The organism is Cupriavidus sp. CPT47-8839-RL05A (assembly GCF_058792255.1).
This window is the reverse complement of sequence record NZ_JBYTEG010000023.1, coordinates 25,856-46,760: the sequence shown is the minus strand read 5'-3', so window position 1 is coordinate 46,760 and position 20,905 is coordinate 25,856. Positions and strand designations below refer to the sequence as shown.

21 protein-coding genes are annotated in these 20,905 nt (G+C 67.3%); 20 read left to right on the top strand and 1 reads right to left on the bottom strand.

The genetic code is table 11. From position 1 onward, the window contains the following. Positions 1–210 precede the first annotated feature (210 nt). The 5 genes from argS (at position 211) to AC3WVS_RS24995 (ending at position 5,400) form a co-directional block, all read left to right on the top strand. Entirely contained in the window at positions 211–1,998 is a 1,788-nt protein-coding gene (argS, locus tag AC3WVS_RS25015; RefSeq protein WP_492320764.1) for an arginine--tRNA ligase, read from the top strand. A 115-nt stretch (positions 1,999–2,113) separates the two neighbouring features. Then, positions 2,114–2,848 (top strand): SPOR domain-containing protein, encoded by a 735-nt coding sequence (locus AC3WVS_RS25010; RefSeq protein ID WP_492320763.1) that lies wholly within the window; start codon positions 2,114–2,116, stop codon positions 2,846–2,848. Between the two features lie 166 nt (positions 2,849–3,014). Further along, positions 3,015–3,650, top strand: a complete 636-nt coding sequence (locus tag AC3WVS_RS25005) for a thiol:disulfide interchange protein DsbA/DsbL (RefSeq protein WP_492320762.1) — start codon at positions 3,015–3,017, stop codon at positions 3,648–3,650. 107 nt (positions 3,651–3,757) lie between these two features. Further along, positions 3,758–4,564 (top strand): SDR family oxidoreductase, encoded by an 807-nt coding sequence (locus AC3WVS_RS25000; protein WP_492320761.1) that lies wholly within the window; start codon positions 3,758–3,760, stop codon positions 4,562–4,564. Positions 4,565–4,566: 2 nt separating this feature from the next. Continuing rightward, positions 4,567–5,400, top strand: coding sequence for a helical backbone metal receptor (locus AC3WVS_RS24995; RefSeq protein ID WP_492320760.1), 834 nt, complete (start codon positions 4,567–4,569; stop codon positions 5,398–5,400). A 5-nt stretch (positions 5,401–5,405) separates the two neighbouring features. On the opposite strand, the gene AC3WVS_RS24990 is transcribed toward AC3WVS_RS24995, so the two are convergent. Continuing rightward, positions 5,406–6,482: an MBL fold metallo-hydrolase gene (locus AC3WVS_RS24990; protein WP_492320759.1), complete on the bottom strand. Its 1,077-nt coding sequence runs from the start codon at positions 6,480–6,482 to the stop codon at positions 5,406–5,408. Positions 6,483–6,687: 205 nt separating this feature from the next. On the opposite strand from AC3WVS_RS24990, the gene AC3WVS_RS24985 reads away from it, so the two are divergent. From AC3WVS_RS24985 to AC3WVS_RS24915, 15 genes are all read left to right on the top strand, one after another. Further along, positions 6,688–7,152 carry a MerR family transcriptional regulator gene (locus AC3WVS_RS24985; protein ID WP_492320758.1) on the top strand — a complete coding sequence of 155 codons (465 nt, stop codon included), beginning with the start codon at positions 6,688–6,690 and terminating at the stop codon, positions 7,150–7,152. Positions 7,153–7,279: 127 nt separating this feature from the next. Then, positions 7,280–7,756: a PaaI family thioesterase gene (locus AC3WVS_RS24980; RefSeq protein ID WP_492320757.1), complete on the top strand. Its 477-nt coding sequence runs from the start codon at positions 7,280–7,282 to the stop codon at positions 7,754–7,756. Between the two features lie 64 nt (positions 7,757–7,820). After that, on the top strand, positions 7,821–9,002 hold the full coding sequence (locus tag AC3WVS_RS24975) for an isovaleryl-CoA dehydrogenase (RefSeq protein WP_492320756.1): 1,182 nt from the start codon (positions 7,821–7,823) through the stop codon (positions 9,000–9,002). A gap of 111 nt (positions 9,003–9,113) precedes the next feature. Then, entirely contained in the window at positions 9,114–10,949 is a 1,836-nt protein-coding gene (gene aceK / locus AC3WVS_RS24970; protein ID WP_492320755.1) for a bifunctional isocitrate dehydrogenase kinase/phosphatase, read from the top strand. Next, positions 10,946–11,617 (top strand): carbonate dehydratase, encoded by a 672-nt coding sequence (gene can / locus AC3WVS_RS24965; RefSeq protein ID WP_492320754.1) that lies wholly within the window; start codon positions 10,946–10,948, stop codon positions 11,615–11,617. Before aceK ends, can begins: the two co-directional genes overlap by 4 nt. Before the next feature lie 50 nt (positions 11,618–11,667). After that, entirely contained in the window at positions 11,668–12,846 is a 1,179-nt protein-coding gene (locus tag AC3WVS_RS24960) for an acetyl-CoA C-acetyltransferase (protein ID WP_492320753.1), read from the top strand. A 130-nt stretch (positions 12,847–12,976) separates the two neighbouring features. Then, the gene (locus tag AC3WVS_RS24955; protein WP_492320752.1) at positions 12,977–13,657 is read left to right on the top strand and encodes an SDR family oxidoreductase; all 681 of its coding nucleotides are present in this window, start codon (positions 12,977–12,979) and stop codon (positions 13,655–13,657) included. A 30-nt stretch (positions 13,658–13,687) separates the two neighbouring features. Next, positions 13,688–14,818 carry an acyl-CoA dehydrogenase family protein gene (locus AC3WVS_RS24950; RefSeq protein WP_492320751.1) on the top strand — a complete coding sequence of 377 codons (1,131 nt, stop codon included), beginning with the start codon at positions 13,688–13,690 and terminating at the stop codon, positions 14,816–14,818. Positions 14,819–14,905: 87 nt separating this feature from the next. Continuing rightward, the gene (locus AC3WVS_RS24945) at positions 14,906–15,562 is read left to right on the top strand and encodes a 2-hydroxychromene-2-carboxylate isomerase (protein WP_010813261.1); all 657 of its coding nucleotides are present in this window, start codon (positions 14,906–14,908) and stop codon (positions 15,560–15,562) included. After that, entirely contained in the window at positions 15,559–16,245 is a 687-nt protein-coding gene (locus AC3WVS_RS24940) for an HAD family hydrolase (protein WP_492320750.1), read from the top strand. Before AC3WVS_RS24945 ends, AC3WVS_RS24940 begins: the two co-directional genes overlap by 4 nt. After that, the gene (locus AC3WVS_RS24935; protein ID WP_010813263.1) at positions 16,242–16,679 is read left to right on the top strand and encodes a YchJ family protein; all 438 of its coding nucleotides are present in this window, start codon (positions 16,242–16,244) and stop codon (positions 16,677–16,679) included. Before AC3WVS_RS24940 ends, AC3WVS_RS24935 begins: the two co-directional genes overlap by 4 nt. Continuing rightward, on the top strand, positions 16,676–17,353 hold the full coding sequence (locus AC3WVS_RS24930) for a glutathione S-transferase family protein (protein WP_492320749.1): 678 nt from the start codon (positions 16,676–16,678) through the stop codon (positions 17,351–17,353). Before AC3WVS_RS24935 ends, AC3WVS_RS24930 begins: the two co-directional genes overlap by 4 nt. Positions 17,354–17,406: 53 nt before the next feature. Beyond that, complete coding sequence (locus AC3WVS_RS24925) at positions 17,407–19,014, top strand: carboxyl transferase domain-containing protein (RefSeq protein ID WP_492320748.1); 1,608 nt, start codon at positions 17,407–17,409, stop codon at positions 19,012–19,014. Between the two features lie 43 nt (positions 19,015–19,057). Beyond that, complete coding sequence (locus AC3WVS_RS24920; protein WP_492320747.1) at positions 19,058–19,954, top strand: dienelactone hydrolase family protein; 897 nt, start codon at positions 19,058–19,060, stop codon at positions 19,952–19,954. A 38-nt stretch (positions 19,955–19,992) separates the two neighbouring features. Then, positions 19,993–20,781 (top strand): enoyl-CoA hydratase/isomerase family protein, encoded by a 789-nt coding sequence (locus AC3WVS_RS24915; protein WP_492320746.1) that lies wholly within the window; start codon positions 19,993–19,995, stop codon positions 20,779–20,781. Positions 20,782–20,905 lie beyond the last annotated feature (124 nt).

The following is a 20,905-nucleotide window of genomic DNA, read 5'->3' as shown; positions in this document are numbered from 1 at the left end:
GCTGATTTTGGGCCCGGATTGTGGCCCGGGGCCATCCTCGCGCATGATGTCAGCATAGCACCTGATAAAATTCGGCGTTCCCGATTCCAATGCCTGTCACGCGGCGCGGCGCGGCGTTCACTGTTCCTTTGCCGTCACTTGCCGCCTTCCGGGCGACGGCGCCGCCCAAGGCGGTGCCTGAATACCTTGCCCACAGGGCTTCCGACATCCATGCTGCCTGTTCAGACCTCCAATCTTGCCGCCGCGTTCACTGATGCGGTGCGCGCGCTCGCCCCGGCCGATGCCACCCTGCCCGCCGTCACCTTCGAGCGGCCCAAGGTGGCCGCCCACGGCGACCTTGCCTGCAACGTCGCCATGCAGGTCGCGCGCGCGCTCAAGAGCAACCCGCGCGAGCTGGCCCAGCGCATCGTCGATGCCGTGCAGGCCGACGCGCGCGCGCAGGGCCTGGTCCAGGCCATGGAGATTGCCGGCCCCGGCTTCATCAACCTGCGCCTGACCCCGGCCGCCAAGGCCGACGTGCTGCGCGCGGTGCTGGCCGAGGGCGACCACTACGGCGCGCGCGAGCGCGGCGTGCACGGCCAGGTGCTGGTGGAGTTCGTCTCGGCCAACCCGACCGGCCCGCTGCACGTCGGCCATGGCCGCCAGGCGGCACTGGGCGACGCGCTGGCCAACCTGCTGTCGTGGCAGGGCTGGCACGTGCACCGCGAGTTCTACTACAACGACGCCGGCGTGCAGATCCAGACCCTGGCGCTGTCGGTGCAGGCGCGCGCGCGCGGCCTCAAGCCCGGCGACGCCAGCTGGCCCGAGGCCGCCTACAACGGCGACTACATCGCCGACATCGCCGCCGACTTCCTGGCCGGCAAGACCGTCAGCGCTTCTGACGGCGAGCCCGTGACCGCGTCGGGCAACGTCGAGGACATCGACTCGATCCGCAAGTTTGCCGTCACCTACCTGCGCAACGAGCAGGACATCGACCTGCAGGCCTTCGGCGTCAAGTTCGACCGCTATTACCTGGAGTCGTCGCTGTACAGCGACGGCCGCGTCGAAGCCGCGGTGCAGTCGCTTACGGCCAAGGGCAAGACCTACGAGAGCGAGGGCGCGCTGTGGCTGCGCACCACCGACGACGGCGACGACAAGGACCGCGTGATGAAGAAGAGCGACGGCACCTATACGTACTTCGTGCCGGACGTCGCTTACCACACCACCAAGTGGGAGCGCGGCTTCACCAAGGTCATCAACGTGCAGGGCAGCGACCACCACGGCACCATCGCACGCGTGCGCGCCGGCCTGCAGGGCCTGGACATGGGCATCCCGCAGGGCTACCCCGACTACGTGCTGCACAAGATGGTCACCGTGATGAAGAACGGCGAGGAGGTCAAGATCTCCAAGCGCGCCGGCTCCTATGTCACCGTGCGCGACCTGATCGAATGGTCCAACGGCGGCGACGAGACCATCCGCGGCTGCCTGGATACCGGCGTGGCCGACTGGCCGCAGCACTTCACCCGCGGCCGCGACGCGGTGCGCTTCTTCCTGCTGTCGCGCAAGGCCGATACCGAGTTCGTGTTCGATGTCGACCTGGCGCTCAAGCAGAACGACGAGAACCCGGTGTACTACGTGCAGTACGCCCACGCCCGCATCTGCTCGATCTTCGAGTCGTGGGGCGGCGCGGACTGGGAAGCCCGCCTGGCCGAGCTGGCCGGCGCCGACCTGTCCGCCGTGACCGGACCCGAAGCCAGCGCCCAGGCGCAGGCGCTGGGCCGCCGTCTGGCCGAGTTCCCGGACATGCTGTCGGGCGCCGCCGCCGAGCTGGCGCCGCATGCGGTCGCCTTCTACCTGCGCGACCTGGCCGGCGACTTCCACGCCTTCTACAACGCCGACCGTGTGCTGGTTGACGACGAGGCCGTCAAGCGCGCCCGGCTGGCGCTGCTGGCCGCCACGCGCCAGGTGCTGCGCAATGGCCTGGCGGTGATCGGCGTGTCCGCCCCGCGCCGCATGTAAGCAGGCGTCCGGCGCCCCCGCGCGGGGGTACGGGGCCATCCGGCCCCGGGGACGATGCCAGTGCTGCCGTTGGCGGCGCTGGCCCTATAATCCCGGCATCACCGAAGAGGACTTCATGCAACAGCAACGCAAGCGCGAGTCGCGCCATGTCCGCCGCAACCAGCAACGCGGCGGTACGTTCCTGGGCCTGGTGCTCGGGCTGATCGTCGGGCTGGCCATCGCCGTGGTGGTCGCCCTGTACATCACCAAGTCGCCGACCCCGTTCCAGCAGAAGAGTGCCCCGCGCCCGAGCGAGCCGGGCAATGTCACCAGCCAGCTGCCGCCGCCGGCCCAGCGCGCCGACGAGGGCCCGAGCGACCCCAACAAGCCGCTGTGGAGCAAGACCCCGGCCAAGCCGGTGGGCCAGGCGCCCGAGCCGGAACCGAAGCAGAACGGCCAGCATGGCCAGAACGGCCAGAACGGCCAGCAACCCCCGGTGGCCGTCGCCCGTCCGGCCGAGAAGCCGGTGGAAAAGCCCGTGGAGAAGCCGGCTGACAAGCCTGTCGCCAGCAAGCCGGCCGAGAAGCCGGTGGCCGACCCGATCGCCGAGATCGCCCAGGCCGATGCCAACAAGGTGGGCTACCTGCTGCAGGTGGGCGCGTTCCGCTCGTCGGACGACGCCGACCGCCAGAAGGCCAACCTGGCGATGCAGGGCTTCGAAGCCCGGATCACCGAACGCGATGTCAACGGCGTCAAGATGTACCGGGTGCGCCTGGGGCCGTTCAACCGCATCGAAGACATGAACAAGGCACGCGACCGGCTGCAGTCGTCCGGCTTCGAGGCCTCGGTGATCCGCTTCACCAAGCAGTAAGCCGGACCGCAGGGTCAGGCGTTATTCCGGTCGTGTCCGGCGGCACTGGCAGTAATCGCCGGTAACCGCCGCAACACGTTGTCACCAGAAGCAGCCGGCGTTTCGCTGAACCGGACGCCGCCGCCGCTGTCATACGCTCATCGTCCAACCGCAAGGCCGCACCAAGATGAAAAAACTCGCCGCACTGTTCGCCATGTTCGCCGCCGTGGGCGGCCTGCTGATGTCCGCCCCGTCCCGGGCGGCGCCCGCCGAGGGCAAGGAATACCAGGTCCTGAAGGCGGCCCAGCCGGTCGCCGCGGGCAAGATCGAGGTGACCGAGTTCTTCTGGTACGGCTGCCCGCACTGCTACGATTTCGAGCCGGACCTGGAAGCCTGGGTCAAGAAGCAGGGCGGCAACGTGGTCTTCAAGCGCGTGCCGGTCGCGTTCCGTGACGACCTGCTGCCGCACACCAAGATCTTCTATGCGCTGGAAGCCATCGGCAAGCTCGACGCCATGCACAACAAGGTCTTCAACGCCATCCACGTGGACCGCAAGCGCATGACGGACCCCAACGAGATCGCCGAAGTCATGGCCAGGAACGGCGTGGACCGCAAGGCCTTCCTGGATGCCTACAACTCGTTCACGGTGACCACCAACTCGCAGCGCGCCAACAAGATCGCCGACGCCTACAAGATCGACGGCGTGCCGACCGTGGTGGTGCAGGGCAAGTACGTGACCTCGCCGTCGATTGCCGGCAACAAGCAGGGCGCGATCCAGACCATGGATTACCTGGTGGATCAGGTTAAGGCGAAGAAGATGTAATCTGCTGGCGACCTTCGCAAGCCGAGGGTTATCCAACACCTGTAGCAAGCCAAACGGCTGGTATCCTGTACCAGCCGTTTTTTATTTCAGACTGCAACCCTGCCTTCATGCGTCCCCTCAAAGTCTTCCTCACCGGCGCCTCCAGCGGCCTGGGCCAGGCTCTCGCGCGCGAATACGCGTCGCAAGGCGCCATCCTCGGGCTGGTGGCGCGCCGCGAGGACGCGCTGCGCGAGTTTGTCGCCACGCTGCCCAACCCGGGCGCGGTGCGCGTCTACGGCGCCGATGTGCGCGATGCCGACGCCATGGCGCGTGCCGCTGAAGACTTCGTCGGCCATTTCGGCTGCCCGGACGTGGTGATCGCCAATGCCGGGGTCTCGGTCGGCACCGTCGCCAGCGAGCGCGAGGACCTCGACGCCTTCCGCCAGGTGATGGATACCAACTGGTTTGGCGTGCTGACCACCTTCCAGCCGTTCATGCATGCGATGCAGGCGCGCGAGCCCGGCCACTTCGGGCGCCGCGGCACGCTGGTGGGCATTGCCAGCGTCGCCGGCGTGCGCGGGCTGCCGGGCGCGGGCGCCTACAGCGCGTCCAAGTCGGCGGTGATCAAGCTGCTGGAAAGCCTGCGGCTGGAGCAGCGCGCGCACGGCATCCGCGTGGTCACGATCGCGCCCGGCTATATCCGCACGCCGATGACCGCGCACAACCCGTACCGCATGCCGTTCCTGACCGATGCCGACGTGTTCGCGCGCAAGGCCGTGCGGGTAATCGCGGCAGGACGGCGGTTCCGCGTGATTCCGTGGCCGATGGGCGTGGTGGCGGCGCTGCTGCACGTGATGCCGCGCTGGCTCTACGATGCGCTGGCCGCGGGCGCGCCGCGCAAGCCGCGGCGCGCCGACCCGCCGCAGGAGCCCTGACCATGTGGCGCGACGCCATCGGCCAGCAGCATGCCGCCGCCAGCGGGGTGGTGCGGATCGCGTCGCTGGTGCCGTCGGTGACGGAGTTGCTGTTCGCGCTCGGGATGGCCCGGCAGATGGTGGCGCGCACCGGCTTCTGCATCCACCCGGAGCCGGCCGTGCGCGCGGTGCCCAAGGTGGGCGGCACCAAGGACGTGAACGTGGCGCGGCTGCGCGAGCTGGCGCCCACGCACGTGGTGGTCAATATCGATGAGAACCGGCGCGAGACCGTGGACGAGATCCGCGCATTCGTGCCCAATGTGATCGTCACCCATCCGTGCGCGCCGGAAGACAACCTGGGGCTGTACCAGCTGCTGGGCGGGATCTTTGGCTGCCACGCCGAGGCCGAGGCGCTGTGCACGGCGCTGCAGGTGCAGCTGGACGCGATCCGCGTGCGCCCGTGGCCGGCGCGCCGCGTGCTGTATGCGATCTGGCAGGACCCGTGGATGACGGTGTCGCGCGATACCTATATCAGCCGCATGCTGGCATTGGCCAACTGGCACACCTGGCCCGAGGGCAGTGCCGCATTGCAGGCCTGCGTGGGCGGCGACTGCAGCCGCCCCAACGCGCCCGGCGAGCGCTATCCCACCTTCCGCTGGAGCGACGCGCTGGTGCGCGAGCTCGACCTGGTGCTGCTGTCGACCGAGCCCTACCGCTTCACCGAAGACCACGCCGACGCGCTCGAGCGCCAGCTTGGCAAGCCGGTGCTGCTGGTCGACGGCGAGATGCTGTCCTGGTATGGCAGCCGCGCCGTCGACGGGGTGCGCTACCTGGCGGCGCTGGCGGCCGCCAACTAAGCCAGTCAGGCCGCGCGGAAGCGGATCACGCCGTCATCGCCGGTTTCCCGCGCCAGCTCGCCGCGGTGCCACAGGCAGTGCAGGTGGGCCAGCGACTCGCCCATGGCGAAGGTCATCTGGTGGATGTCGAACTGGCGCTTGAAGATCACGCTGACGATGTCGTGCGCGCTGCAGGCCTTCTCGCCGCAGGCTTCGAGCGTTTCGGCGAGGCGGTCGGCATGGTGCTCGCGCAGCTGCATGATGCGGGTATGCAGGTTGCGGAAGGGGCGGCCATGCGAGGGCAGGATCAGCACGTCCTGCGGCAGCGGTTCGTACTTGCCGAGCGAATCCAGGTAGAGCTGCAGCGAATTGCCTTCGGGCTCCATGTCGAACACGCTGACATTGGTCGAGATGCGCGGCAGCACCATGTCGCCGGAGATCAGCACATTGGTGGCGGCGTTGTACAGCGCCACGTGCTCGGGCGAATGGCCGAAGCCGGTGATCACGCGCCAGGCCGAGGTCGCCGCATCGGTGCCGATCCGCACCGTGTCGCCCTCCATCATGCGGCGGTACTGCGCCGGCAGGTCCGGCACCAGCGACGGGTAGTAGGTCTTGCGCGCGCGCAGCTTTTCCTGGCTGTCGGCATCGGTCAGGCCGTGCAGCGCGAAGTGCGCGGCGGCGGCGTCGCCGCCCGCGCTGGAGCCGGCACCGGTGCCGCTGCCCATCACGCGCGCGCTCATGTAGTCGCCCAGGCTCATCCACAGCCGCACGCCGAAGCGCTTGCACAGCCAGTGCGCCAGGCCGACATGGTCGGGGTGGCTGTGCGTCACCAGCACGCGCACCACTGGCAGGCCTTCCAGCTCATTGGCGAAGATGGTTTCCCAGTGGCCCTTGATGATGTCGTTGGTGATGCCGCAGTCGATGATGGTCCAGCCGTCGCGGCCGTCCAGGCGGTCGCGCAGCAGCCACAGGTTGATATGGTCGAGCGCGAACGGCAGCGGCATGCGCAGCCAGTAGACGCCGGGGGCGACTTCCTGCTTGGAGCCGGGCTCGGGCATGGTATCGCCGAACGGGTATTGGAGCTGGTGTTCGAGTGCGTTCATGAGGAGTCTCGTGGTCGAAGCCTGGCGCGGGGCGCGGGCTTTCTCGTTCTGCCGGCACGCCAAGCATCGAGCAGGGGCGTGCAAGCACCGGTTGCCAGCCGATCTGGTTGACGCTAACGTAAACGTCAATCATACGGGTTCGTTTCCATCTTAAGCGAAAACTTGACTTCACAACGAACGACCGTTCACTTTCTTTGGGCAGGCTATGTCAGCGACGCCAGCGGCGGCTTCCGCCACCTACACCATCACCGACCTTGCGCGTGAATTCGACATCACGCCCCGGGCCATCCGTTTCTACGAGGACCAGGGCCTGCTGTCGCCGGAGCGCGAAGGGCCGGGCGGGCGCAAGCGTGTCTACAACGGCCGTGAACGGACCCGGCTGAAGCTGACGCTGCGCGGCAAGAGGTTGGGGCTTACTCTCAATGAGATCCGCGAGATCCTTGACCTCTACGAGTCACCACGCGACACAGCCCCGCAGCTGGAGCGCTTCCTGCACTCGCTCGCGGCGCACCGGCGCACACTGGAGCGGCAGATGGAAGACCTGCAGGCACAACTGGCCGAGATCGACCAGCATGAGCGCCAGTGCAGGGCCTTGCTGGCCGCCCAGACCGGCAAGCAGCAGCCGGCCACGGAAGGCGGCGATGCGCCGGCCCGGACCTCGGCCGCCTGAAGCGCCACTTCCACCGGCATCCGTGCCGGATGGGATTGACGTTTACGTAAACGTCAATAGAATACCCGGACAGCGCGCGCAGCCTGTTGCTGCCGGCGACCCAACGTTTTCACACCGGAACTCCGCCATGACGTCATCCAACGCCAGTGCCGTACCCGCTGAACCAGGATCGCTGTCCGCCGCGCGCGCCGACGCCATCGCCACCAGCTTTTCCCGCCAGGGGCTGATGACCACCTTTGGCGCGACCCTGCGGCGGGTGGAGCGCGGCGAGGTCGAGCTGGCGATGCCGTGGTCCGACGGCGTGACCCAGCAGCACGGCTTCTTCCACGGCGGCGTGGTGGGTGCGCTGGCGGACAGCGCCTGCGGCTATGCCGCGCTCACGATGGTGGGCGAAGATGAGGCGGGCCTGACCGCCGAGTACAAGATCAACCTGCTGTCCCCCGCCCAGGGCGAACGCCTGGTGGCGGTGGGGCGGGTCCTCAAGCCCGGGCGCACGCTGATCGTGGCGCAGGGCGATGTCTATGTCGAGCAGGACGGCCGCCGCAAGCAGGTGGCCACCATGCTGATGACGCTGTGCGTGGTCAAGACTCTGGGCCACGTCTGAACTGACGGCTCCGGCCATCCATCCGGAACCCGACACACATACCGATTCCAAACAGGAGACCATCATGACCGAACTGCCAGGCCTGAAATTCGATCTGGGCGAAGACATCGAGATGCTGCGCAACTCCGTGCGCGACTGGGCCCAGGCCGAGCTGGCCCCGCGCGCCGCCGAGATCGACCGCACCGACCAGTTCCCGATGGACGCCTGGAAGAAGATGGGCGACCTGGGCGTGCTGGGCATCACCGTGGCCGAGGAATACGGCGGCGCCAATATGGGCTACCTGGCGCACATGATCGCGATGGAAGAGATCAGCCGCGCCTCGGCGTCGGTGGGCCTGTCCTACGGCGCGCACTCCAACCTGTGCGTGAACCAGATCCACCGCAACGGCACCGCCGCGCAGAAGGCCAGGTACCTGCCCAAGCTGGTCTCGGGCGAATGGATCGGCGCGCTCGCCATGAGTGAGCCCAATGCCGGCTCCGACGTGGTCAGCATGAAGCTGCGCGCCGAGCTCAAGGGCGACCGCTACGTGCTCAACGGCACCAAGATGTGGATCACCAACGGCCCCGACTGCGATGTGCTGGTGGTCTACGCCAAGACCGAGCCCGAGCTGGGCGCGCGCGGCATGACCGCCTTTATCGTCGAGAAGGGCATGAAGGGCTTCTCGGTGGCGCAGAAGCTGGACAAGCTGGGCATGCGCGGCTCCCACACCGGCGAACTGGTGTTCCAGGACGTGGAAGTGCCGGTCGAGAACATCCTGGGCGCCGAGAACGGCGGCGCCAAGGTGCTGATGAGCGGGCTGGACTATGAGCGCGCGGTGCTGTCCGGCGGACCGGTCGGGATCATGCAGGCGTGCATGGACGTGGTCACCCCGTATATCCACGACCGCAAGCAGTTTGGCCAGAGCATCGGCGAATTCCAGCTGATCCAGGGCAAGGTGGCCGATATGTACACCACGCTGCAGGCGGCGCGCAGCTACCTGTACACGGTCGGCAAGAACCTGGACGCGCTGGGCAGCGGCCATGTGCGCCAGGTGCGCAAGGACTGCGCCGCGGTGATCCTGTACACCGCCGAGAAGGCCACCTGGATGGCGGGCGAGACCGTGCAGATCCTGGGCGGCAACGGCTATATCAACGAATACCCGGCCGGCCGCCTGTGGCGCGACGCCAAGCTGTACGAGATCGGCGCCGGCACCTCGGAAATCCGCCGCATGCTGATCGGCCGCGAGCTGTTCGCCGAGACCATGTAAAGCGCAAGGGGGGCGCCGAAATCACCCGGAGCCCCCGCCCGAACCCCATTACAATCTCAGTACCCGTCGCAAGACCTCTCGCCGCACTTTCTCCCCGGCCCCCGTCGACCCATGTCCCACTTCCCCAAACTGCTCTCTTCGCAGATTGCCTTCGATGTGGCGAGAACGATGCTCGACGGGTTCGACAAGCATTACCGCCTGTTCCGCGAGGTCAGCCACCAGGCCAAGCTGAAGTTCGAGGCCGGCGACTGGCACGGGCTGCAGCAGATCCAGCGCGACCGCATTGCGTTCTACAACGAGCGCGTGCGCGAATCGAGCGTGATCCTGGAAGACGAGTACGACGCCGAGAACATCGAGGACGAGATCTGGCAGCAGATCAAGCTGCACTACATCGGCCTCCTGACCAACCACCACCAGCCCGAGCTGGCCGAGACCTTCTTCAATTCGGTCTGCACGCGCATCCTGCACCGCTCGTACTTCAACAACGATTTCATCTTCGTGCGCCCGGCGATCTCGACCGAGTACATCGAGAACGAGGAATCGCCCACGCGCCCGACCTTCCGCGCCTACTACCCGGGCAGCCGCGAGGGTATGGCCGCGTGCTTCGAGCGTATCGTGCACAACTTCCAGCTGGAGTCCCCGTTCGAGGACCTGCAGCGCGACATCGGCTACGTGGTGCGAGCGGTCAGCGAGCATTTCGGCGACCTGCGCATCGCGCCGAATTTCCAGGTACATACGCTGTCGTCGCTGTTCTTCCGCAACAAGTCGGCCTTCATCATCGGCCGTATCCTGAACGGCGACCGCACTTTCCCGCTGGCGATCCCGATCGTGCATGGCCCCGGCGGCAAGCTGGCGCTGGACACGGTGCTGCTCAAGAAGGAACAGCTGCTGATCCTGTTCTCGTTCACGCACTCCTATTTCATGGTCGACATGGAGATCCCGTCGGCCTACGTGACCTTCCTGCGCGACATCATGCCGCGCAAGCCGCGCGCCGAGATCTATACCTCGCTGGGCCTGCAGAAGCAGGGCAAGAACCTGTTCTACCGCGACTTCCTGCACCACCTGCAGCATTCGTCGGACAAGTTCATCGTTGCACCCGGCATCCGCGGGCTGGTGATGCTGGTGTTCACGCTGCCGTCGTACCCCTACGTGTTCAAGGTCATCAAGGACTTTTTCCCGGCGCCCAAGGAAACCACGCGCGAGCTGGTCAAGTCCAAGTACCAGTTGGTCAAGCAGCACGACCGCGTCGGCCGCATGGCCGATACGCTGGAGTACTCCGACGTGGCCTTCCCGCTCTCGCGCTTCGACGAGGCGCTGGTGCGCGAGTTCGAGCAGCACGCGCCGTCGATGATCGAATACCAGCGCGGCAAGGACGGCGGCGAAGAGATCGTGGTGCGCCACGTCTATATCGAACGCCGCATGACGCCGCTGAACATCTACCTGACGGAGGGCACTGACGCGCAGGTCGAGCACGGCGTGATCGAATACGGCAACGCCGTCAAGGAGCTGATCGCAGCGAACATCTTCCCGGGAGACATGCTGTACAAGAACTTCGGCGTCACGCGCCACGGGCGCGTGGTGTTCTACGACTACGACGAGATCGAGTACCTGACCGACTGCAACATCCGCCACGTGCCGCAGCCGCGCAACGAGGAAGAGGAGATGTCGGGCGAGGTCTGGTACACGGTGCGTCCGCACGATATCTTTCCCGAGACCTTCCGCACCTTCCTGCTGGGCGACACGCGCGTGCGCGCGGCGTTCCTGCGCCATCATGCGGATTTTTTCGAACCTGCCATGTGGCAGAGCCATAAGGACCGGCTGCTGGCCGGACATGTTCATGACTTCTTTGCCTATCACAGTTCAGAGCGATTCATTTACCGCTACGGCGAAGCCGGCGGCGCGCAGGGCGCCGTTGCCGATCCTGGTCCCGCAAGGAGGGTCGCATGACTGACGCCATCGCCCAGCTGTTCCGCAACAACCGCGAGTGGGTTGACCGGGTCAACGCCGAAGACCCCACCTTTTTCATGCGCCTGGCCAACCAGCAGGCGCCCGAGTACCTGTGGATCGGCTGCTCCGATTCGCGCGTGCCGGCCAACCAGATCCTGGGCCTGGCCCCGGGCGAGGTGTTCGTCCACCGCAATATCGCCAACGTGATCGCGCACAGCGACCTGAACGCGCTGTCGGTGATCCAGTTCGCGGTAGAGGTGCTCAAGGTGCGCCATATCACCGTGGTGGGCCACTACGGCTGCGGCGGTGTCAAGGTCGCGCTCAAGCGCGAGCGCATCGGCCTGGCCGACAACTGGCTGCGCCATGTGCGCGACGTGGCTGACAAGCACGAGGCCTATCTCGGCACGCTGCTGCGCGAGGACGACGCCCATACCCGGCTGTGCGAGCTCAATGTGATCGAGCAGGTCAACAACGTCTGCCAGACCACCGTGATCCAGGACGCCTGGACCCGCGGCCAGGCCGTGACCGTGCATGGCTGGGTCTACGGCGTGTCCGACGGCCTGCTGCGCGACCTGGGCATGGCCGCCAGCAACAACGACGAACTGCATGAGCAGCTGGCCGCGGCCTACCGCCAGTACGGCGACCCGCCGCAGGCGTCGATCCGCTGACCGGACGCACCCGACACCGCTTCTTCATACACCGATCCAGGAGACCCGACATGGAAGAGATCGTCATCGTTTCAGCCGCCCGCACGCCGATGGCTGCGTTCCAGGGCGAATTCGCCAGCGTCACCGCGCCGCAGCTGGGCGCCGTGGCCATCCGCGCCGCCGTCGAGCGCGCAGGCCTGAAGCCCGAGCAGGTGGAAGAAGTGGTGTTCGGCTGCGTGCTGCCGGCCGGCCAGGGCCAGGCCCCGGCGCGCCAGGCCGCGCTGGGCGCGGGCCTGCCGCTGGGCGTGGGCTGCACCACCGTCAACAAGATGTGCGGCTCGGGCATGCGCGCGGCCATGACCGTCTACGACGGGCTGATCGCGGGCTCGTTCGATGTTGCCATTGCCGGCGGCATGGAGAGCATGACCAATGCGCCGTACCTGGTGCCGAAGGGCCGCGGCGGCTACCGCATCGGCCACGGCATGATCTACGACCACATGATGCTGGACGGCCTGGAAGACGCGTATGACAAGGGCCGCGCCATGGGCACCTTCGGCGAGGACTGCGCCGCCAAGTATGGCTTTACGCGCGAGCAGCAGGACGAATTCGCGATGGAAAGCGTGCGCCGCGCCCAGCAGGCCACCGAGAACGGCGACTTCCGCTGGGAGATCGCGCCGGTGACCGTGTCCGGCAGGGGGGGCGACACCGTGATCGACACCGACGAAGGCCCGCGCCGCATCAAGCTCGACAAGATCCCCTCGCTCAAGCCCGCCTTTGCCAAGGACGGCACCATCACGGCGGCCTCGTCGTCGTCCATCAACGACGGCGCCTCGGCGCTGGTGATGATGCGCGCCTCCACCGCGAAGCAGCTCGGCCTGCAGCCGATCGCGCGCATGCTCGGCCACACCACCCACGCGCAGGCGCCGGGCTGGTTCACCACCGCGCCGGTGGAAGCGATTTCCAAGCTGTACCGCAAGCTGGACTGGACCACCGACAGCGTCGACCTGTTCGAGATCAACGAGGCCTTCGCCGTGGTGCCGATGGCGGCCATGCACGACCTCAAGATCCCGCGCGACAAGGTCAATATCCATGGTGGCGCCTGCGCACTGGGGCACCCGATCGGCGCTTCGGGCGCGCGCATCATGACCACGCTGATCGGCGCATTGCGCAAGACCGGCGGCAAGCGTGGGGTGGCGAGCTTGTGTATCGGTGGGGGTGAGGCGACTGCGGTGGGGATCGAGATCCTGTAACGCGCTCCTTCCCGCTTGTTTTCTCCCCTCTCCCGCAAGCGGGAGAGGGAGCAAGACAGAGGCAGTTTGCTGAACCCGTGGCCGGGCGAGTCATTTCGCGCTCCGGCCAGCCCGACAAAGGAGCACAGCCTTGCCAACCGTCCTGATCCTCGGTGCCTCGCGCGGCATCGGCCTTGAATTCGTACGCCAGTACCGTGCCGACGGCTGGCGCGTCATTGCGGCGGCGCGTACGCCCGAAGGCGTCGGCGCATTGCAGGCGCTGGGCGCCGAAGCCCATCAGGTCGACCTGTCCGATGCCGGCGCGGTCGCGGGCCTGGGCTGGAAGCTCGACGGCGAAGCCCTCGACGTGGCGATCTACAACGCCGGCGTGCTGGGACCCCGCACCGAAGGCGCGCAACCGGTCACGCCGCAGGAATTCGACCGGGTGATGCATGTCAACGTGTTGGGCCCGATGATGGCGCTGCCGCTGCTGCTGCCCTATGTCGAAGCGGGCCAGTCCGGCCACGGCGGCGTGCTGGCGGTGCTGTCTTCGCGCATGGGCAGCATCACCGCGATGGAGCACAGCACCAGCTGGCTGTACCGCGTCAGCAAGGCCGGCGCCAATGCGGCGCTGCGCGCGGTGTCGCTCGATGCGCGCCACGCCACCTGCGTCGCGCTGCACCCGGGCTGGGTCAAGACCGACATGGGCGGCCAGGAAGCCGACCTGACCGTGCAGCAGAGCGTCAAGGGCATGCGCCAGGTGCTGGCCGGCGTCAAGCGGCGCGACAACGGCACCTTCCACAACTACGACGGCACGCCCATCCCCTGGTAAGCGCGCCCGCACACTGAGCATCGAACCGACATGCTGCTGACCCCCGAACAGGAAATGATCCGAGACGCCGTGCGCCAGTTCGCGCAGGAAGTGATCGCGCCGCAGGCCGCGCAGTGGGACCGCGACAAGACCTTCCCCAAGGACGTGCACCGCGAACTCGCGGCGCTGGGTGCCTACGGCGTGGCGGTTCCGGAGGAATATGGCGGCGCCGGACTGGACTACCTGTCGCTGGCGCTGATCCTGGAAGAGATCGCGGCCGGCGATGGCGGCACCTCCACCGTCATCAGCGTCAACAACTGCCCGGTGTGCAGCATGCTGATGTCGTTCGCCAGCGAGGCGCAGAAGCAGCAGTGGCTGGTGCCGCTGGCGCGCGGCGAGATGCTGGGCGCGTTCTGCCTGACCGAGCCGCACGTCGGCTCGGATGCGTCGGCGCTGCGCACCACTGCGGTACGCGATGGCGACCACTACGTGCTCAACGGCGTCAAGCAGTTCATCACCAGCGGCCAGAACGCCCACGTGGCGATCGTGCTGGCCGTGACCGACAAGGCCGCAGGCAAGCGCGGCATCAGCGCCTTCATCGTGCCGACTTCGACCCCGGGCTACGTGGTGGCGCGGCTGGAGGACAAGCTCGGCCAGCACTCGTCGGACACCGCGCAGATCCTGTTCGAGGACTGCCGCGTGCCGGCGGCCAACCTGCTCGGCGACGAGGGCGGCGGCTACAAGATGGCGCTGTCGGGACTGGAAGGCGGGCGCATCGGCATCGCCTCGCAGAGCATCGGCATGGCGCGCGCGGCGTTCGAGGCGGCGCTGGCCTATGCCAAGGAGCGCGAGAGCTTCGGCCAGCCGCTGTTCCAGCATCAGGCGGTGCAGTTCCGCCTGGCCGAGATGGCCACCCGCATCGACGTGGCGCGCCAGATGGTGTGGCACGCCGCCGCACTGCGCGACGCCGGCCGCCCGTGCCTGAAGGAAGCGGCCATGGCCAAGCTCTTTGCCAGCGAGATGGCAGAGCGGGTGTGCTCGGATGCGATCCAGGTGTTCGGCGGCTACGGCTACGTCAGCGACTTCCCGGTGGAGCGCATCTACCGCGACGTGCGCGTATGCCAGATCTATGAGGGCACCAGCGATATCCAGAAGATCCTGATCGCGCGCGCGCTGGCCTAGCGATGCGCGTACGATGGGGCGTGGGCCGCGAAGGCGGCACGCTTCCCTGATCCCAGTACCGGCAACCACAACAAGAAGGGCCCCGACATGACCGCAGCGATCGACTTCTACTTTGATTTCTCTTCGCCCTACGGCTACTTTGCCAGTACCCGCATCGACGACCTGGCGCAGAAGTACGGGCGCATCGTCGCCTGGCATCCCATCCTGCTGGGCGTGGTGTTCAAGACCACGGGCGCCTCGCCGCTGCCGCAGCTGCCGCTCAAGGGCGATTATTCGTGGCGCGATTTCGAGCGCACCGCGCGCTTCCACGGCATCGAATACAAGCGCCCCACGCATTTCCCGCTGCCCACCACGCACGCCGCGCGCGCCATGCTGTGGCTGCAGAACCACCACGGCGACGACATCGCCGCGGCCTTTGCCAAGTCGGTGTACCGCGCGCTGTTCGTCGACGACATCAATATCGCCGAGCCGGCCGAGATCATGAAGCTGGCCGAGCCGCTGGGCGTGGACGTGCAGGCGCTGGATGCCGGCGCCACCAGCTACCAGATCAAGGACCAGCTCAAGGCCGAGATCGACGTGGCGATGGCCAAGGGCGTGTTCGGCTCGCCCTTCGTCATCATCGACGGCGAGCCGTTCTGGGGCTTCGACCGCTTCGACCAGGTCGAGGCCCACCTGAAGAGCCGCCGCCAGACTGAACTCCGGGCCGTGCCGAGCCTGGACACCAAGGAAAAGAAACCCGCATGACTGCAGCAACCCGTGGCCATTCCGGCCGATTCGATTGCGTGATCTTCGACTGCGACGGCGTGCTCGTCGACAGCGAGCCCATCGTCAACCGCGTGCTCAACCAGATGCTGAACGAGCTTGGCATCGAGATCTCGCTGGAAGACTCCACGCGCCTGTTCCTCGGCCGCGCCGTGCGCGAAGAGCTGGAGATGATCGAGCGCATGCGCGGCGCGCCGCTGCCCGAGAACTGGCTGTCGACCTGGCTGGCGCGCCGCAATGCGGTGCTGGAAGCGGAAGTCGCCGCGGTCGCCCATGTGCGCGAGGCGATTGGCAAGATCGCCGCCACCGGCATGCCGGTGTGCGTGGCGTCGGGTGCGGACCGCGTCAAGGTCAAGCTGCAGCTGACCAGGACCGGCCTGGTCGAGCTGTTCCAGCAGGATGAGCGCGAGCATATCTTCTCCGCCACCGAAGTGGCGCGCAGCAAGCCCGCGCCCGATGTGTACCTGCTGGCCGCGCGCACCATGGGCGTTGAGCCGGGGCGCTGCGCCGTGGTGGAAGACAGCCCGACCGGCGTGACTGCGGGCGTTGCCGCCGGCATGACGGTGTTCGGCTACGCCGAGCGCAACGATGCCGCGCTGCTGCGCGAGGCCGGCGCGGGCACCATCTTCACCGATATGCGCGACCTGCCGGAGCTGGTGGGATGACGGCGAAAGCGGCAGGCCGCCTGCCCAAGGCCGGACCGGTGCCGTGCCCGTGTGGCAGCGCGGACTATGCCGCCTGCTGCGGCCGCTTCCATCGTGGCGAGGCACTGCCGCCCAATGCCGAGGCGCTGATGCGCTCGCGCTACAGCGCCTATGTGCTGAACGACATGGAATGGCTGCGGCAGACCTGGCATGCATCGACCTGCCCGGCCGACCTGTTGCCGGATACCGCCACGCGCTGGCTCGGGCTCACGGTGAAGGCGCATGCGCAGCAGGACGATGCGCATGCCGAAGTGGAATTCGTGGCGCGCTACAAGGTAGGCGGGCGCGCCATGCGGCTGCACGAACGCAGCCGCTTTGTACGCGAGCCGCGCGCGCCTGGCGAGGCACCGCGCTGGCTCTATGTGGATGGCGACATGATCGGGGAGACATCATGAGCATCGAGAAGCGGAACGAGCCTGAGTACCTGCTGTATTGCTTTGCCCAGTCCGGCAATGCCTACAAGGTGGCGCTGCTGCTGGAAACCGTCGGCGTGCAGCGCGGCCAGCAGCTGTGGCAGCCGCGCTTCGTCGATTTCTTCAACGGCGAGACCCGCACGCCCGAATACCGCGCCATCAACGTGATGGGCGAGGTGCCGGTACTGGAGTTCGGCGGCCAGCGCCTGTCGCAGTCCGGTGCCATCCTGGAAACGCTGGCCACGCGCCTCGATGCCTACGGCCCGCGCGACGAGGCCGAGCGCGCCGAGGTGCTGCGCTGGCTGCTGTTCGACAACCACAAGTTCACCTCCTACACCGCCACCTACCGTTTCATGCGCACCTTTGCCAGGTCGCCTGACCCGGCCGTGCTGGAGTTCTTCCGCGCGCGCTGCGAAGGCGCGTGGAACGTGCTCAATGCGCACCTGGCCGGGCGAGCGTTCCTGCTGGGCGAGCGCGTCACCATCGCGGACTTCTCGCTGGCGGGCTACGTCTTCTTCGACGACGAGATCGGCGTGCACTGGCGCAAGGAGTATCCGCATATCCACGCCTGGGCCGAGCGCATCCGTGCGCTGCCGGGCTGGAAGCACCCCTACGACCTGATGCCGGGGCACCCGCTGCCCAGGCACGCAGGCTGAGCCCGGCCGCTGGCAGGACGGCGAAAACCAATATCAAGCAGGAAGAGACACAGATGCCCACCCTGGAAACCAAACTCAACGCCCGCTCCGAATCCTTCAAGGCCAACGCCGAGTCGATGCAGGCCCTGGTGGCCGACCTCAAGGCCAGGATCGCGAAGCTGGCCGAAGGCGGCGGCGAAGACGCGCGCAACAAGCACCTGTCACGCGGCAAGCTGCTGCCGCGCGAGCGCGTGCAGCAACTGCTCGATCCCGGCACGCCGTTCCTGGAGCTGTCGCAGCTGGCCGCCTACGACATGTACGACGATGCCGCGCCGGGCGCGGGCATCATCACCGGCATCGGCCGCGTGGCCGGGCAGGAGTGCGTGATCGTCTGCAATGACGCCACCGTCAAGGGCGGCACCTACTACCCGATGACGGTCAAGAAGCATGTGCGCGCGCAGGAGATCGCCGAGGAGAACAACCTGCCGTGCATCTACCTGGTGGATTCCGGCGGCGCCAACCTGCCCAACCAGGACGACGTGTTCCCCGACCGCGACCACTTCGGCCGCATCTTCTACAACCAGGCCAACCTGTCCAAGCAGGGCATCCCGCAGATCGCGGTGGTGATGGGATCGTGCACCGCCGGCGGCGCCTACGTGCCGGCGATGAGCGACGAGTCCATCATCGTCAAGAACCAGGGCACCATCTTCCTGGGCGGCCCGCCGCTGGTGAAGGCCGCCACCGGCGAGGAGGTCAGCGCCGAGGACCTGGGCGGCGCCGACGTGCATACGCGCCTGTCGGGCGTGGCCGACTACTTTGCGCAGAACGACCATCACGCGCTGAGCCTGGCGCGCAATATCGTGCAGCACCTGAACCGCCGCAAGCCGGACCAGATCCGCCTGCACGAGCCGGTCGAGCCGCTCTACCCGGTGGAAGAACTGTACGGCGTGATCCCCACCGACACGCGCAAGCCCTACGACGTGCGCGAGGTGATCGCGCGCCTGGTCGACGGCTCCGAGTTCGACGAGTTCAAGGCGCGCTACGGCACCACGCTGGTGTGCGGCTTCGCGCGCATCTGGGGCTACCCGGTCGGCATCGTCGCCAACAACGGCATCCTGTTCTCCGAATCCGCCCTGAAGGGCGCGCACTTTATCGAGCTGTGCTGCCAGCGCAAGATCCCGCTGGTGTTCCTGCAGAACATCACCGGCTTCATGGTGGGCCGCAAGTACGAGAACGAAGGCATTGCCCGCAATGGCGCCAAGATGGTGACCGCGGTCGCCACCGCGCAGGTGCCCAAGTTCACGGTGATCATCGGCGGCTCGTTCGGCGCCGGCAACTACGGCATGTGCGGGCGCGCCTATTCGCCGCGCTTCCTGTGGATGTGGCCGAACGCGCGCATCTCGGTGATGGGCGGCGAGCAGGCCGCCAGCGTGCTGGCCACGGTGCGCCGCGACGGCATCGAAGGCAAGGGCGGCAAGTGGAGCGCGCAGGAGGAAGAGGCGTTCAAGCAGCCGATCCGCGACCAGTACGAGCACCAGGGCCATCCGTACTACGCCAGCGCGCGGCTGTGGGACGACGGCGTGATCGACCCGGCGCAGACCCGCACCGTGCTGGGCCTGGGTCTTTCCGCCAGCCTGAACGCACCGATCGACGAGATGAAGTTCGGCGTGTTCCGCATGTAATCCCGGCCACGCCGCTACTGACCCCATTACCGCCTTCCACCCCATGCGCAGCGTCGCCCGCCTGCTTCGCAGCCCAGCCCTGGTCACGGCGCTTGCCTTGCTGGCGCCGCTGTCCGGGCATGCGCAGAGCGCGAACGGCAACGGCAATCCTGCGCCGCGCATGCGCTTCCAGGAGCAGGTGGTGATGCTGCCTAAGGCGGCGATCCCGTCGCGCATCGACCTGGAGGCCACGGTATTCAAGCCGGCTGGCGACGGGCCGTTCCCGCTGGTGGTGATCAACCACGGCAAGGCGCCGGGCCGGCCCGCGATGCAGGGGCGCGCGCGCTTTCCGGCGCAGAGCCTGGAATTCCTGCGCCGCGGCTACGCCGTGGTGCTGCCGATGCGGCAGGGTTTTGCGCGCTCGGGTGGCGCCTATGTGGGCGGCAGCTGCGACATCGAGACCAACGGCATGATGCAGGCCGACGATGTCGTTGCCACGCTCGACTTCATGGCCACGCAGCCCTATGTGGACATGGACCGCATTGTCGTGATCGGCCAGTCGCACGGGGGCCTGACCACGATGGCGTTCAGCACCATCGGCTATCCGGGGGTGCTGGGCGTGGTCAATTTCGCGGGCGGGCTGCGCAACCTGAACTGCCCGGACTGGGAAGAGCGCCTGGTCGATGCCTTTGCCAGCTATGGCGGCCTGGCGCGCTACCCGTCGCTGTGGGTGTACGGCGACAACGACAGCTACTGGCCGGTGCCCTTGCCCGGCCGCATGTTCAACGCCTTCAAGGCGCGCGCCACCGGTCCCGCGGCCAGATCGCGGCTGGTGGACGTGGGCGAGTTCGGCAACGACTCGCATCGCGTCTTCAGCGCACGCGAAGGCATCCCGGTGTGGTTGCCTGAAGTCGGCAACTTCTTCCGCTCGCTGGGGCTGCCGTTCGACGCCGGCACCTGAACCGCACCAGACAACTTAATCCGCCAACGGAGCGAACCATGGAATTCACCGCCCTGACCGTCAATATCGCCAGCCACGTCGCCACCGTCACGCTGAACCGGCCCGATGTGCGCAACGCCTTCAACGAGACCGTGATCGCCGAGCTGACCGGCGCCTTCCGCGCGCTGGGCGACATGGACGAGGTGCGCGCCATCGTGCTGGCCGGCAACGGCCCGGCCTTCTGCGCCGGCGCCGACCTGAACTGGATGAAGAAGATGGCGGGCTATTCCGACGACCAGAATCGCGCCGATGCGCTGACCCTGGCGCAGATGCTGCACACCATCTGGTCGTGCCCGCGCCCGGTGATCGCGCGCATCCAGGGCGACACCTACGCCGGCGGCATGGGCCTGGTGGCCGCCTGCGATATCGCGGTGGCCGCCGAGCACGCGCACTTCTGCCTGTCCGAGGCGCGCCTGGGCCTGCTGCCCGCCACCATCAGCCCGTATGTGATCCGCGCGCTGGGCGAGCAGGCCGCACGCCGCTACTTCATCACCGCCGAGCGTTTCGATGCCGCCGAGGCGCTGCGGCTGGGCTTTGTGCATGCGGTGGTGCCGGCCGAGGCCCTGGACGCCAAGGTCGCTGAACTGGCGACCGCGCTGGTGGCCAACAGCCCGAACGCCGTGCGCGAAAGCAAGCGGCTGGTGCAGGACATCGCCGGGCGCGTGATCGACAACGACTTGCTGGCCGATACCGCGGACCGGATTGCGAAGATCCGGGCGTCGGAAGAGGGGCGTGAAGGGGTGAAGTCGTTCCTGGAGAAGCGCTCGCCGTCGTGGCGCCCCGCTTGAGTCACACATCCGGCCTGTCGCAGTGAAAAAAGACACCGGCAGGTTGCGTGGAGATCGCGGCACGCTAGCGACAAGAACAGCGCTTCACCCCGATAACGTTCGGCAAATCCGGCCAAAGCACTGC

What these genes read in the sequence shown, in the direction of transcription:
- argS (WP_492320764.1), top strand. Translation starts at nt 211, where the DNA reads ATGCTGCCTGTTCAGACCTCCAATCTTGCCGCCGCGTTCACTGATGCG.
- AC3WVS_RS25010 (WP_492320763.1), top strand. Translation starts at nt 2,114, where the DNA reads ATGCAACAGCAACGCAAGCGCGAGTCGCGCCATGTCCGCCGCAACCAG.
- AC3WVS_RS25005 (WP_492320762.1), top strand. Translation starts at nt 3,015, where the DNA reads ATGAAAAAACTCGCCGCACTGTTCGCCATGTTCGCCGCCGTGGGCGGC.
- AC3WVS_RS25000 (WP_492320761.1), top strand. Translation starts at nt 3,758, where the DNA reads ATGCGTCCCCTCAAAGTCTTCCTCACCGGCGCCTCCAGCGGCCTGGGC.
- AC3WVS_RS24995 (WP_492320760.1), top strand. Translation starts at nt 4,567, where the DNA reads ATGTGGCGCGACGCCATCGGCCAGCAGCATGCCGCCGCCAGCGGGGTG.
- AC3WVS_RS24990 (WP_492320759.1), bottom strand. Translation starts at nt 6,482, where the DNA reads ATGAACGCACTCGAACACCAGCTCCAATACCCGTTCGGCGATACCATG.
- AC3WVS_RS24985 (WP_492320758.1), top strand. Translation starts at nt 6,688, where the DNA reads ATGTCAGCGACGCCAGCGGCGGCTTCCGCCACCTACACCATCACCGAC.
- AC3WVS_RS24980 (WP_492320757.1), top strand. Translation starts at nt 7,280, where the DNA reads ATGACGTCATCCAACGCCAGTGCCGTACCCGCTGAACCAGGATCGCTG.
- AC3WVS_RS24975 (WP_492320756.1), top strand. Translation starts at nt 7,821, where the DNA reads ATGACCGAACTGCCAGGCCTGAAATTCGATCTGGGCGAAGACATCGAG.
- aceK (WP_492320755.1), top strand. Translation starts at nt 9,114, where the DNA reads ATGTCCCACTTCCCCAAACTGCTCTCTTCGCAGATTGCCTTCGATGTG.
- can (WP_492320754.1), top strand. Translation starts at nt 10,946, where the DNA reads ATGACTGACGCCATCGCCCAGCTGTTCCGCAACAACCGCGAGTGGGTT.
- AC3WVS_RS24960 (WP_492320753.1), top strand. Translation starts at nt 11,668, where the DNA reads ATGGAAGAGATCGTCATCGTTTCAGCCGCCCGCACGCCGATGGCTGCG.
- AC3WVS_RS24950 (WP_492320751.1), top strand. Translation starts at nt 13,688, where the DNA reads ATGCTGCTGACCCCCGAACAGGAAATGATCCGAGACGCCGTGCGCCAG.
- AC3WVS_RS24945 (WP_010813261.1), top strand. Translation starts at nt 14,906, where the DNA reads ATGACCGCAGCGATCGACTTCTACTTTGATTTCTCTTCGCCCTACGGC.
- AC3WVS_RS24940 (WP_492320750.1), top strand. Translation starts at nt 15,559, where the DNA reads ATGACTGCAGCAACCCGTGGCCATTCCGGCCGATTCGATTGCGTGATC.
- AC3WVS_RS24935 (WP_010813263.1), top strand. Translation starts at nt 16,242, where the DNA reads ATGACGGCGAAAGCGGCAGGCCGCCTGCCCAAGGCCGGACCGGTGCCG.
- AC3WVS_RS24930 (WP_492320749.1), top strand. Translation starts at nt 16,676, where the DNA reads ATGAGCATCGAGAAGCGGAACGAGCCTGAGTACCTGCTGTATTGCTTT.
- AC3WVS_RS24925 (WP_492320748.1), top strand. Translation starts at nt 17,407, where the DNA reads ATGCCCACCCTGGAAACCAAACTCAACGCCCGCTCCGAATCCTTCAAG.
- AC3WVS_RS24920 (WP_492320747.1), top strand. Translation starts at nt 19,058, where the DNA reads ATGCGCAGCGTCGCCCGCCTGCTTCGCAGCCCAGCCCTGGTCACGGCG.
- AC3WVS_RS24915 (WP_492320746.1), top strand. Translation starts at nt 19,993, where the DNA reads ATGGAATTCACCGCCCTGACCGTCAATATCGCCAGCCACGTCGCCACC.